Consider the following 14,922-nt stretch of genomic DNA (forward strand, 5'->3'; position numbering starts at 1 on the left):
GGACCGCCCTGGTCAGGCGGTCCTGCGGTTGGCAGCGCGATTGCTCTTGATTCGGCGCTTCTCGAAATACTTCACGCCGACATACATGCAGCTGCCGACGAAGATCATGGCGACCAGAAAGGCCGCGTAGGCGGCCGGCCAGGGAATGCCCTCGGTCATCATCGAGAACTCGGACATTCCCCCCATGCCGGCGAGGACGTTGATCGGCATGAAGATCACGCTGAGCACCGTCAGTCGCTTGATGTCCTTGTTCTGGTTGATGTTGATCGCGCTGTCCGTGGCGTCCATCAGGAAGTTGATCTTGTTGAACAGGAAAGCGGTGTGGCCGTCGAGTGATTCGATGTCGCGCAGGATTTCGCGTCCGTCGGCGAGTTGCTCCTCGGACAGGAAGCGGCCACGCAGCAGGAACGACAGCGCCCGCCGCGTATCCAGCACGTTCCGTCGCGTGCGCCCGTTGAGGTCCTCGGCTTCGGAAACGGCGGCCAGGATCTGGGTCGCTTCCTGGTCGGTGATATGCGAGCGCAGCACCTGCCTGCCGACCCGCTCCAGCTCGGCGTACACATCCTCCAGCGCGTTCGCCGAGTACTCCACGTCGGCCGCGTAGAGGTCGAGCAGGACGTCCTTGCCGTCGGTCACGTAGCCGGGCCGGGTGCGCGCACGCGCGCGCTGCAGGCGGAACACCGGCAGTTCCTCGGTGCGTATCGTGAACAGGATGTCGTTCTTGAGGATCAGGGCCACCGGGACGTTGCGCGACTCTTCCTTGGTGTCGAGCAGGAAGTCCGAATGCAGGTGCGTATGCCCTTCTTCGTCGACGTAGAAGCGGGCGCTGGCTTCGAGGTCGGTCAGGCTGCCGGGATCGGGCAGGTCGACGTCGAAGCGGCGGCCAATCCAGCCGCGGATCTTCTTCGTCGGCGCGATCAGGTCAACCCAGATCGGGTTCAGGCCCTGCAGTTCCTCGGGGCGGGTGATGGCGATCTGGCGCAGGTGGCCGTCGACCAGTTCGAAAGCGGTGACTACCGTCTTCTCGTTGCGGTAGTGGCTGTCGTCGATCAGCTCTTCGAGGACGTCGTCGGAAAGGATGGCCAGGATCGGATCGGCGCCTTCCTTGACTTCTTCCCAGACGATCAGGCGCTCATTCGCTTCCAGCGACTCAAGAATATAGGCCACCTCCTTTGCCGGCATCAGCTTGAGCTTCTGGCGCAATTCGCGGCGATACTGTTGCTGAATCTCGGCGCTGGCGTCGTCGAGCGCTGGCGTGTCCTGCTCGCGCAACAACGGTTCGACGAGTTCCTCGACGCGTTTTTGCAGCGAGAGGAGCGAGCGCACCTCGCTGAGATGCACGTCGGCGATGCCTTTTTCCAGCGCATCGGGCGCCAGCCGCTTGTTTTCGTCGCTCAAAGTCTCACCTCGCCGATGTGAATGCCGTACTACAAAGCGCGCGAGTGTAGCACTGCCGGGCGGACAGGATGCACCCTCTCCGAAGCTTTTTTCCTCAATCGAAACAGGATGAAATCGCGCCAGCGCCAGCGCCTCCGTCGCTTCTGAGAAAGGGCCTTTTTTGCTCCTTGTTGTCGCCTTGAATTGGCCCTAGAATCGCGCCTTCGTCGCCTCCCTGCAGGGGGCGAAGAGAACTTCTGGGGGTGACTTCCCAACGCTGAGCCGTGACAGGCTGCATCTGCCTGCCCGACCCGCCGCCAGGGCGAGGAAGAACCGGGCAATCGCATCGCGAGCAGAATTCACGGAGGGGCAATGAGCACCGAGAACGCAGAACAGGGCGCGAGTCCGCGTTTGGCAGCGACCGCGTTGGCGGCGATGGGCGTCGTCTTTGGCGACATCGGCACCAGCCCGCTGTACACCATGAAGGAGGTCTTCGGCGGTCACCATCCGCTGCCGATCGACACCGACACCGTCCTGGGAATTCTGTCGCTGGTTTTCTGGGCGCTGACGATCACCGTCTCCCTCAAGTACGTGCTGTTCATCATGCGCGCCGACAACAAGGGCGAGGGTGGCATCATGGCCCTGACCGCCCTCGCCCTGCGTACCGCCAATGCCTCGCCACGCCTGTTGTGGGCCTTGTCGGCGCTGGGAATTTTCGGCGCCGCGCTTTTTTACGGCGACGCCGTGATCACTCCGGCGATGTCGGTGCTCTCGGCCGTCGAGGGGCTTGAAGTCGTGACGCCGCTGCTCAAGCCCTACGTGCTGCCCGTCACCGTCGGCATTCTGGTGGTGCTGTTTGCCTTTCAGCGGCACGGAACGGCTGCCGTTGCCGCCTTGTTCGGCCCGCTGATGATGTTCTGGTTCGCCACGCTTGGCGCGCTCGGCTTGTGGAACGTGATCGAGCATCCGTACGTTCTCGTGGCCATCAATCCCTGGTACGCGCTGGTTTTCATCTTCGACCACCAGGGAATGGCCTTCCTGGCGCTGGGATCGGTGGTGCTGGCGATCACCGGCGGCGAAGCACTCTACGCCGATATGGGTCACTTTGGTCGCCGCTCGATCAAGTGGGCATGGTTCGCCTGCGTCTTTCCGCTGCTCTACCTCAACTACCTCGGCCAGGGGGCCTTGTTGCTCGCCGATCCAACGGCGATCAGCAGCCCGTTTTTCCGGCTGGTGCCGCATCCGGTCCTGCTCATCCCCCTCGTCGTCCTGGCCACCCTGGCCACGGTGATCGCTTCGCAGGCGGTGATCTCCGGCGCCTTCTCGCTCACCAGCCAGGCCATGCAACTGGGCTATTGTCCGCGCATCCAGATCAAGTTCACGTCGCTGCACGAAAAAGGCCAGATCTACGTTCCGAACATCAACTGGCTGCTGTTGTTGGCGGTGATTGCCGTCGTGCTCGGTTTTCGCTCGTCGTCGAACCTGGCCGCGGCCTACGGTATCGCCGTTACCCTGACCATGATGATCGATACCATCCTCGCCTTTGTCGTGGTGCACGCGCTGTGGAACTGGAGCTGGCCGCGTGCGATCCTCTTCCTGGTGTTTTTCGTCGTCGTCGATTTTGCCTTCTTCTCGGCCAACGTGATCAAGATCCTCGATGGTGGCTGGTTTCCGCTTGTGCTTGGGCTGGCGGTCTTTCTGCTCCTCTCCACCTGGAAGCTTGGTCGCCGCTTGCTCAGCGAGAGACTGCAGCAGGATTCGATGCCGCTCGACGCCTTCCTGGCCAGTATCGCCACCGGTGGGCCGCAGCGCGTCGACGGCACCAGCGTCTTTCTCACCGCCTCACCGGATGGTGTGCCGCGGGCCATGCTCCACAACCTGTACCACAACAAGGTCCTGCACCAGCGCGTCGTCCTCCTGCACGTGGACACCGAGGACGTGCCGCACATCCCCGACGACGAGCGCGTACGCGTCGAAGCGCTCAGCGGCGGCTTCCATCGCGTATATGTCCGCTATGGTTTCAGTGACGAATCCAACCTGCCGCGCGCCCTGGAGCTGTGCGCCGAACAGGGACTGCCCTTCGAGATGATGGAAACCTCGTTCTTCCTCGGTCGCGAGACGGTCGTCAGGCTCCCGCTTACCCAGCGTTCGCAGATGGCGCGCTGGCGGCAGGTCTTGTTTACGTGGATGTTCCGCAACGCCGAGAGCGTCACCGCCTATTTCAGGATCCCGCCCAACCGCGTCGTCGAGCTCGGCTCGCAGGTCGAGCTGTAGGGTAGTGCGACATTCTTGATGAGCTTTCAGCGCCTCTGACCGCCGCGTGACACCTGTGCGGTGGCCGGATTTTGCCCGCTCCATTCCCGCGCCCGCGTCGCCAGATCCGGGCAACCATCCCCCAGCCCCCGTCATTGCGAGGAGGCGCAGCCGACGCGGCAATCCAGTTCCATTCTCTGACGACGGGTGCGCCCCATCGGCCAGGCGAAAAACAAAACCTCTGGATTGCCGCGTCGGCTGCGCCTCCTCGCAATGACGTGCGGGCGGGTGTCGCGCCGCGTTTTCGATGCGACTCTCAAAGCCCCTGACAGCACGTGAAACCCGTGCGCTGGCCGGATTTCGCCCGTTTCCTACGGCTGCCGGCGTCGCCAGATCCGGGCAGACGTTCCACCAGCGCCCGTCGCTTCGCCCGCGGTGATTGCACGGCTGCCCGCCGATCGGCGAGAATCGGGACGGCACTGTCACCGGGCAACCGAACGGGGAGAAAGAAATGGCTTTCGCAAGACGCTGTCTGACAGCGCTGGCACTGGGCGCGCTGGCGCTCACCACGCTCACCGCACTCACCGCACTCGCCGACCCGCGGCCATTCGAATCGACCGATCTGGGCCGCATCCGGCGCAATGATCAAGGCCAGCTGGAAGTGGTCAAGACGCCGCCGGACGGCGCATCAGGCGCGTCATCCGGGCCGGCCGACGCTGCCGCTAGCCAGCCGGCGGCGCCGGCTCAGCTCGGCGGGAAGAAAGCGCCGGCGGCTGCAGCGGGTGGCCGGACCATCGTCGTCGGTCCACAGGAGCCGGTGCGCAGCATCCCGGAAGCGGCGCGCATGGCGCGCGACGGTGACACCATCGAGATTCGCTCCGGCGACTACCGGCAGCAGGCTGTCGTGTGGACGCAGGCGCGGCTGACCATACGGGGGATCGGCAAGCGGCCGCGGCTGATCGCCGACGGCGACCACGCCGAGGGCAAGGCCCTGTGGGTGGTGCGCAACGCCAACATGCTGATCGAGAACGTCGAATTCAGGGGGGCTCGCGTCCCCGACGGTAACGGCGCCGGCATCCGCTTCGAAAAAGGCCATCTGAAAGTCGTTCGCTGCGCGTTTTTCGACAACGAGATGGGCATCCTGACCAGCAATTTCGCCGACGCCGAACTCGAAGTCGAGGACAGCGAGTTCGGTGAGGCGCCGAAGCACGCCGGCGCGCTGCATCACCTGCTTTACGCGGGCCAGATCGCGCGGCTGAGCGTCAGGGGGAGTCGCTTCCAGCAGGGTTTTCGCGGTCACCTGATCAAGTCGCGGGCGCGCGAAAGTTCCATCCTCTACAACCTGCTGGTCGACGGTCCCGACGGCCGGGCCTCGTACGAGCTCGAGTTTCCGAACGGCGGCCTGGCGTGGGTGATCGGCAACATCATCGGGCAAAGCGACAACACCGACAACCGGGAGCTGGTTTCCTACGGCGCCGAAGGTCCGCACTGGCCCGACAACGCGCTCTACCTGGCCCACAACACGCTCGTAGATCCCCTGCTCGTTGGCCGCTTCCTGCACGTCTGGAGCGACAAGATGCCGCCCGGCACCGAAGTCTGGGCGGTCAACAACCTGCTCGTTGGGCATGCGGTTTTCGCGCCACTGGGGCCCGGTCGCCATGACGGCAACCTGGTCGTCGATCGCTCGCTGCTGGTCGATGGCGCCGGGCTGGCGTTCAGGCTGCCCAACAACTCGCCCCTGCGCGGCACGGCGACACCGCCCGGCTTTGCGCGTCAGCAGAGCCTGGCCCCCAGCGCCGAATTCAAACTACCCGCCGGAACCCGCCCGCTGCCCGCCGGAATCCCCCTGACCGCGGGCGCACTGCAGTAGATTTCCGTCGTCAGGCCCTGTGCTCGCCAGTGTGGTCTTGCATTCCTGACGAGTATTTCGGCAACTACTGAAAGTGGCGCGAAATCCCTGTGGTGCCTGTGTGACTGCACCTCGGTCGGCGCACACCGTTGCCCCCGCCCCCGTCATTGCGAGGAGGCGCAGCCGACGCGGCAATCCAGTTCCATTCTCTGACCAATGGTTCGTCGCATCAGCCAGGCGAAAAACAAGACCTCTGGATTGCCGCGTCGGCTACGCCTCCTCGCAATGACGGGCAGGCGGGCGTGGCGCCGCAGTCCGCAGTCCGCAGTCCGCATTGCGCATTCGCATTACGCATTGCGCATTCCCGACGCGACTTTCAGTCAGCCGGGCTGCTCGCTCTTCAGTTTTCGTCCATGACGACGTTGGTATAGACGTCCTGGACGTCGTCGAGCGCGTCGAGGGCGTCGATCAGCTTCTGCATGCGCTGCGCTTCGTCGCCGGTGAGCGGCGTCTCGTTCTCGGCCTTCATCGTCACGCCACCGTACTCGGCTACGAAGCCGGCGGCTTCGAGCGCGTCCTTGACCGAAAAATAGTCGCCCGGCGCGGTGATCACTTCGACCGATCCGTCGTCGTTGTTGAGCACGTCTTCGGCGCCGGCTTCGATCGCCGCGTCCATCAGCGCCGTTTCGTCGGTACCGGGGGCGAACAGCAACTGCCCGCAGTGGGTGAACTGAAAAGCGACGCAGCCATCGGTGCCGAGATTGCCGCCGTACTTGTTGAAGGCGTGTCGCACGTCGGCGACGGTGCGCGTGCGGTTGTCGGTCAGGCAATCGACGATGACCGCCGCGCCGCTGATGCCGTAGCCTTCGTAGCGAATCTCGACGTAATCGACGCCTTCGAGTTCGCCGGTGCCTTTCTTGATCGCGTTGTCGATCTTGTCCTTGGGCATGTTCACGCCCTTGGCCTTGTCGATGGCCACGCGCAGGCGCGGGTTGAAGGCCGCGTCGCCGCCGCCCATCTTGGCCGAAACGGTGATTTCCTTGGCAAGCTTGGAGAATGAAGCGCTGCGTTTTTCATCCTGGCGACCCTTGCGGTGCTGGATGTTTGCCCATTTGGAATGTCCTGCCATGCTCACCTCTACTGATCGCGATCTTGCTGCAGGCGTTGCCGGGGCAACAAACCTGGCCGCAAATGGTTGATAATCAAGGTCGGCATTCTAGCACCTCGCGAATTCTCATCCCTCCCAGTCCCTACTTTCCGGAGTCGCCCATGAGCAAACCCCTCGCCATCGCCAAGCACGAAGACACCGAACTGGCCCTGTTGCCGGCGCTTGCCAACCGGCACGGCCTGATTACCGGCGCCACCGGTACCGGAAAAACGGTGACCCTGCAGGTTCTCGCCGAGCGTTTCTCGGAGATCGGCGTGCCGGTGTTCATGGCCGACGTGAAAGGGGATCTCTCGGGTCTGGCGGCAGAGGGCAGCGTGTCGACAAAGATGCAGGCGCGCCTTGACGCGCTGGGCATCAAGGAGCACACGCCGAGCAAATGCCCGGTCGCTTTCTGGGACGTCTTCGGCGAGCAGGGCCACCCCGTGCGGGCGACGATTTCGGACATGGGGCCGGTCCTGCTGGCGCGTCTGCTGAATCTCAACGACACCCAGACCGGCGTCCTGCAAATGGTATTCAGGATTGCCGACGACAACGGCCTGCTGCTCCTCGACCTCAAGGATCTGCGGGCGATGCTGCAGCACGTCGGCGAGAACGCCAAGACCTTCAGCAGCGAGTACGGCAATGTCTCGGCGGCGTCGATCGGCGCCATCCAGCGCGGCCTGCTGAACCTTGGCGACCAGGGCGGCGACGTCTTCTTCGGCGAACCGATGCTCGACATCGCCGACCTGATGCAGACCGACAACGGTAGGGGAGTGGTCAATATCCTCGCCGCCGACAAGCTGATGACTTCGCCGCGGCTGTACTCGACTTTCCTGCTCTGGTTGCTGGCCGAGCTTTTCGAACAGTTGCCCGAGGTCGGCGACGTCGAGAAACCGAAGCTGGTCTTCTTCTTCGACGAGGCGCATCTGCTGTTCAGCGAAGCGCCGGCGGCCTTGCTGGAAAAGATCGAACAGGTGGTGCGGCTGATTCGCTCGAAAGGCGTCGGCGTCTATTTCGTCACCCAGAATCCGCTCGACATCCCCGACAGCGTGCTTGGCCAGCTCGGCAACCGCGTCCAGCACGCGCTGCGCGCATTCACGCCGCGCGACCAGAAAGCCGTCCGCGCGGCAGCGCAGACGCTGCGCGCCAATCCGCGTTTCGACGCCGAGACGGCGATCACCGAACTCGGCGTCGGCGAAGCGCTGGTTTCCTTTCTCGACGAAAAAGGGCGGCCGAACGTCGTCGAGCGCGCCTTCGTCCTGCCACCCGCCTCGCGCATGGGGCCGCAGACCGCCGACGAGCGGCAGGCGGTGATCAAGGCGTCGACGATCTACGGGCACTACGAGGCGGTGGTCGATCGCGAGTCGGCCTACGAGATGCTGCGGGCTCAGGCCGCCGCTCCCGCAGACGCTGCTGGCGCGCCGCAGCCGGCGGCCAGCGAGCCGCAGCCAGACTCGTCGTCGAGCGGCGGCTGGCTCGGCGGCCTCGCCGACCTCTTCGGAGGAGGTTCCAGCGGCGGTCGCTCGCGTGGCGGCGATTCGGTCGCCACCACGGCCGCCAAGAGCGCGGCGCGAGCGATTGGCTCGCAAGTCGGTCGTCAGCTCATTCGCGGCGTGCTCGGTTCGCTGCTCGGCGGCGGCTCGCGGCGGCGCTGAGTTTCTGTCCTCCCGCTGAGTTCCTGTCCTCCTCATCCATCACCGCTCCTGCACCCTCCGAGCCCTCTGTCACTGTCGCCCCATGTCTACCAATCTATCTCCAATCAATCCCTGGTATGTCTGCCTCTGCAAGCCTCGTCGCGAGGCGCTGGCCGTGCGCAAGCTCGAGGAGCAGGGCTACGAGGTCTTCCTGCCCATGCTCACGCAATGGGAAAAAGCCAGGGCTGGCTGGACGAAGCGGCAGCAGGTGATGTTCCCGCGCTACAGTTTTGTCCGTTGCGGTCGCCCCGAACAGAGCATCGGCCCGATTCGCAGCACGCCCGGCGTCAGCGGACTGGTCAGCTTTGGCGGCATCCCCGCCACCCTGGATGAGGCGACGCTGGCCGCAATTCGCTCACTGGCTGAACGTCAGGCCGCGGCAGTGGACGAGAAAGTGCACCCTTTTCATGCCGGTGACAGCGTCGAGATCGCTGCCGGGCCGCTCAAGGGCCTGTCCGGCATCGTGTCCGCGATCGCCGAGGAGCGGGTCGTCGTCATGCTCAGCCTGCTCGGTCGCGAAAAGGCAATCGCTGTGCCGGCTGGACACGTGACGCTGACGTGAGGCAGCGGTCATCGCCCGATGCATCGGGCGAAACCACGACACGCAGCGAACCGCAGCCATGCCCCCCAGCCAACCCCACGCCGAAGATCTCCGCCAGGGCCGCTGCTCACAATCCGGGCAGGTCTACCTGCTAACCCTGGTGACCGCCGAACGAGCGCGCGTCTTCGAGCACTTCGCCACGGCACACCAGGCTGCTCGCTGCTTCAATGAGCGAGCAGTGCGCCGCTACGGCACGACGCTGGCCTTCGTGGTCATGCCGGACCATGTCCATTGGTTGCTGGAGCTGGCGTCGGAGGTCAGCGTCAGCGACGCTGTGCGCATCTACCGCGCCAAGGTGAGTCTGAGCTTGGGCCGCCGAATCTGGCAAAAAGGATTCCACGATCGCGCCGTGCGCCGCGATGAAGATCTTGCGGCCGTGGCACGCTACGTCGTCCACAACCCCGTGCGCGCCGGCTTGGTTGAGCGATTGGGAGACTACCCGCACTGGGATGCCGTCTGGATTTAGAGCCCATCGCCCGACCCGTCACGCACTCACGCCCTGTAGGAGCCCGATTCATCGGGCGATGACAACGCCTCGCAGCGTCGAAGCGCCCGCGGTCACCCAGCCGCCAATCGCCCGATAAATCGGGCTCCTACAGGTTGGCCGGCGCGTTGCCGTACGCCTACGAATATGCCTATCCCCCGATCTGACAGGCCGCAACCGTCACGCACCTCCCCCCTGTAGGAGCCCGATTCATCGGGCGATGACGACGTGTCGTGCTGTCAAAGGCGCTCGATTACACGAAGCGCCAATCGCCCGATAAATCGTGTCCTTTCGGCAACGCTGCATGAAATCGCCGAGGCGGTCTGGTAGCGTGGTAGGCCCGTATTCACTGATCCAGAGGCCTCCCGATGGCGCCGTCCCTACCCTTGTCCGACCCCCAACTGGCCGACACCGCGGCCACCCTCGCTGAATGGCGGAAGACCCGCCCGCGCAGTCCGCGTATCCCGGAAGACCTCTGGTCGCGAGCGATCGAACTCGCCGAGCGGTACGGCATCGCCAAGGTCGCCGTTGCCCTGAAACTCGACTACACCAGCCTGAAGCGCCGGCTGGCCAGCACAGTCACAGCCAAGCGACCCGCCGCCGGCGTGCGCTCATCGGCGCCCTCGGCGGAGTTCGTCGAACTCGACTTTGGCCTGCCGCTTGCCCCGTCGCCGTGCGTCCTGGTTCTCTCTGACCGGCACGGCCGGGCGCTGCGCATCGAACTGCCGCGTGCGGCCAACAGCGACATCGCCGAGGTCGCGCGCAGCCTGTGGCAGACAAGCTCGTGATCGCGCTGAGCCCGCGCCTGCGCGTCTGGGTCGCCGCCGAGCCGGCCGACTTTCGCTGCGGCATCGACGGCCTGGCCCAGCGCGTGCGCCAGGTCCTGGCCGAAGACCCCTTCAGCGGTGCCCTGTTCGTCTTTCGCAACCGCCGGCACACGGCGGTCAAACTCCTGGTCTATGACGGTCAAGGTTTCTGGCTGTGTCAGAAGCGCCTCTCGCAGGGCCGCTTCCGGTTCTGGCCCCGGGACTCGCCGGGACAGGTGCTCGCCCCGCACGCCCTGGCGGTGCTGCTCTCGGGAGGCAATTACGCGGCGGCCGGGGGGATGCCGCCCTGGCGGGTACTCGCCTGACGCTTGCGTTCCACGCCCGGAGCCGGTATAACGGTCGGCGTGTCCACGATCCTTTGCTACCGCGGCCGCACGGTCACTACCGGCGACCTCGACACCATCCGCGCCCTGCTCAAGGCGCATCCCGACGCCAGCCGCCGGGCCTTCTCGCAACGCCTGTGCGAACACTGGGACTGGCGTCAGCCCAATGGCGCGCTGCGCGACATGGTCTGCCGCAGCCTGCTGCTCGCCCTGCACCGGGCCGAGCACATCTGCCTGCCAGAAGTCCGCCACCGCCCACCGAACAACGCCATTGTCCGCCGCCGGCCGCCGCCGGTGGCCGTGGACCGCTCGCCGCTGGAACAGCCTCTTCGCGCCTTGCGCCCCGTCGAACTGGTGGCGGTCCGCCGCACGCCACTGGAAGGACTCTTCGATCACCTGATCGCCGAGGCGCATTACCTCGGCCCGATGCAGGGTGTCGGCGAGCAGCTCAAGTACCTGGCGTTCAGCCAAGGGCGACCGCTCGCCTGTCTGGGCTTCACCTCGGCGCCCCGCCACCTCGCTCCGCGTGACGGCTTCATCGGTTGGTCGCCGGCCGTGCGCCGGGCGCATGTCCACGAGATCGCCTACCAGAGCCGCTTCCTGATCCTGCCCTGGGTGCGTGTCCCGCATCTGGCCTCGCACCTCCTGGGCCGAGTCGCGCGCCGGATTGGCGCCGACTGGCAGACGCTCTATGGCCATCCGGTGCATTATCTGGAGACCTTTGTCGATCCCGAGCGCTACGCGGGGACCTGTTACCGGGCGGCCAACTGGCAGGAACTGGGCCTGACCACCGGTCGCGGCAAGGACGACCTGAGCCATCGCCCCAATCGTTCCCGCAAGCAAGTCCTCGCTTACCCGCTGCACGCGGACTTCCGTCGCCGCCTCGGGGCTCTGGCATGACCCGGCGCCGGCAGAAACCGCCCCGGCGGATCCAGGTCCCGATTCAGGAGCTCAACGCCATTGTCGAGCGCACCCGCGACGGCGCCTTGCCCGAGGCCGAGCAGGCCACCCTCAAGGCGGCGGTGGACACCCTCGCGCGGGTGACCGCCGAGCTTGAGTCGACGCAGACCACGCTGGCACGGGTGCAGCGGATCGTCTTCGGCTCGCCGAGCGAGCGCACCGCTGCGGTTCTCGGGGAAGAGAAGACGGGCGAGCGTCCGCCGGCAGCGGCCGGCGAAACGGCCCCCGCTGGTGCGGCGACAGGCACGGCCGATCCGGACCCGCGACGCGAGAGGAAGAAGCGCCCCGGGCACGGTCGCAACGGGGCCGAGGACTATCCCCGCGCGCCACGCATCGCGGTCGCCCATGCGCGCTTGAAGCACGGCGATCCCTGCCCCGAGCCGGGTTGTGAGGGTCGCTTGTACGGGCAACGACGAGCGCCGGCGCTGCTGGTTCGCGTGACCGGGGTGGCGCCCCTGGCGGCGCAGGTCTATGAACTGGAACGGTTGCGCTGCGGACTCTGTGGCACGGTGTTCACAGCCGAGCCACCGGCAGGTGTCGGCGAGGCGAAATACGACGAGACCGCCGCGGCGATGATCGCGCTCCTGAAGTACGGCTGCGGTTTGCCGTTCCACCGCATCGCGCGGCTCGAGAAGGCGCTGGCCATTCCGTTGCCGGCGGCGACCCAGTGGGAGGTCGTGCAGCAAGCGGCGGCCCGCCTGACGCCGGCCTTTGCGGAACTGGCCGAGCAGGCGGCCGAGGGGTCGGTGCTCTACAACGACGATACGACGATGCGTATTCTCAACTTCACCCAGGAGGCGCGCACCGAGGCGCTGCCGCCGGGCGCCCGCGCGGATCGCACCGGGGTGTTCACTTCCGGGCTGGTCGCCGAGACGGCACACGGTCCGATCGCGTTGTTCAAGACCGGGCCCTGCCATGCCGGCGAACACCTCGCCGAGGTGCTCGACCGCCGTGAGGCGCCGGATCCGCCGATCCAGATGTCCGATGGTTTGTCTCGCAACAAGCCGGGCGATCATCCGACCCTGGCCGCTTCGTGTCTTCCGCATGCGCGACGCAAGTACGTCGACGTGGCCAATGCCTTTCCCGACGAAGTCGCCTTCGTCCTCACGACGCTACGCGAGGTCTTCCGCACCGACCAGCAGGCGCGGCGGAAAGGTCTTTCGCCGCCGGAGCGCCTGCGCCTGCACCAGCAGGAGAGCGCCCCGCGCCTGCAGGCGCTCGAGGACTGGATGGCCCGGCAGTTCGCGGAACACACCGTGGAGCCTCACTCGGGGCTCGGGCAGGCAATCTCGTACATGCAGAATCACTGGCAGAAGCTGACGCTCTTCCTGCGCGTGGCGGGCGCCCCGATCGACAACAATGTTTGCGAGAGAATCCTCAAGAAGGCGATCCTGCATCGGAAGAATGCGTTGTTCTATCGGACCTTGAATGGGGCGCGGGTCGGCGATCTGTTCATGAGCCTGATTCATACCGCGGAACTGCACCAGATCGAGCCGTTCGACTACCTCGTCACTCTACAGCGCCATGTGGCGACCGTTGCGCTCGATCCGTCGGCGTGGATGCCTTGGAACTATACCGAGGCGCTGGCCCACGCCGAGGCTGAAGCGGCGCCGGACTGAGTCGCCGAGCGGCAGGGTTCCGCCGCTCTTCTTGCTCGCCCGAGCATCCTCCAGAAGCTAGATTGCCCCCGCGCTCGGGCGGCGTGCGCGCGGTTGCGGGGGGGCGTTGCAGCGTTGCCGAAAGCACACCCCGATAAATCGGGCTCCTACAGGTTGGCCGGCGCGTTGCCGTACGCCTACGAATATGCCTATCCCCCGATCTGACAGGCCGCAACCGTCACGCACCTCCCCCCTGTAGGAGCCCGATTCATCGGGCGATGACAACGCACCGTGCTGTCAAAGGCGCTCGATTACACGAAGCGCCAATCGCCCGATAAATCGGGCTCCTACAGGTTGGCCGGCGCGTTGCCGTACGCCTACGAACATGCCGATGCCCCGATCTGCCAGGCCACAACCGCCACGCACCTCCCCCTGTAGGAGCCCGATTCATCGGGCGATGACGACGCACCATGTTGTCGAAGCGCCCAAGCTCACCCAGCCGCTCGAGAACCCACCGCTATCCTCGGTAGCGAAAATCGTTGAGCTCCGAGGCAAAAAATCGCATCATCGCCATGTCTGCAACGAATGGAACCCACCGTCCTTTCAGTCGCGTTATCGTGATCATCTTGCGTCGAGCAGCCACCCATGGACAACGAGGTACCAGCGAGCGACGACTACGACACCCCGTGGAAAGACGCGATCACGCGCTACTTTCCCGAGTTCATGGCCTTCTATTTCCCGCTCGCCCACGCTGAAATAGACTGGCAGCAAGCACACGTCTTCCTCGATCAGGAACTCGCCCAGATCGTGCAGGATGCCGAACTCGGCAAACGGCTGGTGGACCGCCTCGTCCAGGTAAGTATTCGCGACGCGGGCGAGCAGTGGGTCTACATTCACGTCGAGGTCCAGGGACAGCACGACGCCAATTTCCCTGAGCGCCTGTTTACCTACAACTACCGGCTCTACGACCGCTACCGCCGGCCAGTCGCCACCCTCGCCGTGCTGGCCGACGATGGCGAAAACTGGAAACCCACTCACTTCGGCTACCGGCTGTTCGGCTGCGAAATGGGTATCCGCTTCCCGACCGTAAAGCTCCTCGATTACGCGGATCAGGTCGAAGCTCTGCTGGCCGATACCAATCCCTTTGCCCTGGTTACCGCCGCGCACCTATTCACCCGCAAGACGAAAGGTGACCCTGAACAACGTTATGCGGCAAAATGGTGGCTGGCCAAGCTCCTCTACGAACGCAACTGGGACAAGCAGCGCATCATCGACCTGTTCAGCGTCATCGACTGGCTGATGCGCTTGCCGACCGAACTCGAGAAGCGGCTGATGGACGAAGTCTACACATTGGAAAGGAACGTCACCATGCCTTACGTCACCTCTGCCGAACGCTTCGGAATTGAAAAAGGCTTGCAGCAAGGCTTGCAACAAGGCTTGCAGCAAGGTCGCCAGGAAGGTCGCCAGCAAGGCCGCCAGGAAGGCGAGGCCGCACTCCTGCAGAGCCTTCTCGCCCGTCGCTTCGGTGCGCTGCCCGACTCTGTACGCATCCGACTGGGCGGGGCCACCGTCGAGCAGCTCGAAAGCTGGGCCATCAAGGTGCTCGACGCACAATCGCTGGACGAAATTTTCGATCAGGGTTGAAGCAGACAAACACCGCCACCGCCCAGTCCGTCAGGCGAAAACATCCACGCACCTCGCCCCCTGTAGGAGCCCGATTCATCGGGCGATGACGACGCGTCGCTCCGTCGAAGCGCCCGAGGTCACCCAGCCGCCCAATCGCCCGATGAATCGGGCTCCTACATGTTG

Annotated in this window: 12 protein-coding genes; 10 read left to right on the top strand and 2 right to left on the bottom strand. The window is 65.1% G+C overall.

The window, feature by feature from the left end; translation table 11 throughout:
- Window positions 1–12: 12 nt before the first annotated feature.
- The gene (locus QZ613_RS10705; RefSeq protein WP_291863502.1) at window positions 13–1,398 is read right to left on the bottom strand and encodes a CorA family divalent cation transporter; all 1,386 of its coding nucleotides are present in this window, start codon (window positions 1,396–1,398) and stop codon (window positions 13–15) included.
- A 351-nt stretch (window positions 1,399–1,749) separates the two neighbouring features.
- Between QZ613_RS10705 and QZ613_RS10710 the strand changes: the two genes are divergently transcribed.
- Window positions 1,750–3,651, top strand: a complete 1,902-nt coding sequence (locus QZ613_RS10710; RefSeq protein WP_043563263.1) for a potassium transporter Kup — start codon at window positions 1,750–1,752, stop codon at window positions 3,649–3,651.
- Between the two features lie 490 nt (window positions 3,652–4,141).
- On the top strand, window positions 4,142–5,500 hold the full coding sequence (locus QZ613_RS10715; protein ID WP_043563264.1) for a hypothetical protein: 1,359 nt from the start codon (window positions 4,142–4,144) through the stop codon (window positions 5,498–5,500).
- A 379-nt stretch (window positions 5,501–5,879) separates the two neighbouring features.
- On the opposite strand, the gene QZ613_RS10720 is transcribed toward QZ613_RS10715, so the two are convergent.
- Window positions 5,880–6,608 (bottom strand): YebC/PmpR family DNA-binding transcriptional regulator, encoded by a 729-nt coding sequence (locus QZ613_RS10720; RefSeq protein ID WP_043563265.1) that lies wholly within the window; start codon window positions 6,606–6,608, stop codon window positions 5,880–5,882.
- 140 nt (window positions 6,609–6,748) lie between these two features.
- On the opposite strand from QZ613_RS10720, the gene QZ613_RS10725 reads away from it, so the two are divergent.
- The 8 genes from QZ613_RS10725 to QZ613_RS10760 all read left to right on the top strand — a co-directional run bounded on the left by QZ613_RS10725 (window position 6,749) and on the right by QZ613_RS10760 (window position 14,757).
- Window positions 6,749–8,281: a helicase HerA-like domain-containing protein gene (locus QZ613_RS10725; protein ID WP_291982357.1), complete on the top strand. Its 1,533-nt coding sequence runs from the start codon at window positions 6,749–6,751 to the stop codon at window positions 8,279–8,281.
- Between the two features lie 82 nt (window positions 8,282–8,363).
- Window positions 8,364–8,882, top strand: a complete 519-nt coding sequence (locus QZ613_RS10730) for a transcription termination/antitermination NusG family protein (RefSeq protein ID WP_291982359.1) — start codon at window positions 8,364–8,366, stop codon at window positions 8,880–8,882.
- Window positions 8,883–8,940: 58 nt separating this feature from the next.
- Complete coding sequence (locus tag QZ613_RS10735; protein WP_043563271.1) at window positions 8,941–9,387, top strand: transposase; 447 nt, start codon at window positions 8,941–8,943, stop codon at window positions 9,385–9,387.
- A 386-nt stretch (window positions 9,388–9,773) separates the two neighbouring features.
- Window positions 9,774–10,193: a hypothetical protein gene (locus QZ613_RS10740; protein ID WP_291982361.1), complete on the top strand. Its 420-nt coding sequence runs from the start codon at window positions 9,774–9,776 to the stop codon at window positions 10,191–10,193.
- The gene (tnpB, locus tag QZ613_RS10745; RefSeq protein WP_291982363.1) at window positions 10,190–10,537 is read left to right on the top strand and encodes an IS66 family insertion sequence element accessory protein TnpB; all 348 of its coding nucleotides are present in this window, start codon (window positions 10,190–10,192) and stop codon (window positions 10,535–10,537) included. The genes QZ613_RS10740 and tnpB overlap by 4 nt, the downstream gene beginning before the upstream one ends.
- A gap of 39 nt (window positions 10,538–10,576) precedes the next feature.
- Window positions 10,577–11,455, top strand: a complete 879-nt coding sequence (locus QZ613_RS10750; protein ID WP_291982365.1) for a DUF4338 domain-containing protein — start codon at window positions 10,577–10,579, stop codon at window positions 11,453–11,455.
- Window positions 11,452–13,134: an IS66 family transposase gene (locus QZ613_RS10755; RefSeq protein ID WP_291982368.1), complete on the top strand. Its 1,683-nt coding sequence runs from the start codon at window positions 11,452–11,454 to the stop codon at window positions 13,132–13,134. The genes QZ613_RS10750 and QZ613_RS10755 overlap by 4 nt, the downstream gene beginning before the upstream one ends.
- A 624-nt stretch (window positions 13,135–13,758) precedes the next feature.
- Window positions 13,759–14,757: a DUF4351 domain-containing protein gene (locus tag QZ613_RS10760; RefSeq protein ID WP_291982370.1), complete on the top strand. Its 999-nt coding sequence runs from the start codon at window positions 13,759–13,761 to the stop codon at window positions 14,755–14,757.
- The last annotated feature ends 165 nt before the right edge of the window (window positions 14,758–14,922 follow it).

The organism is Candidatus Accumulibacter sp. ACC005, from assembly GCF_907163215.1.
In the GTDB taxonomy this organism is placed as follows: Bacteria; Pseudomonadota; Gammaproteobacteria; order Burkholderiales; family Rhodocyclaceae; genus Accumulibacter; species Accumulibacter regalis.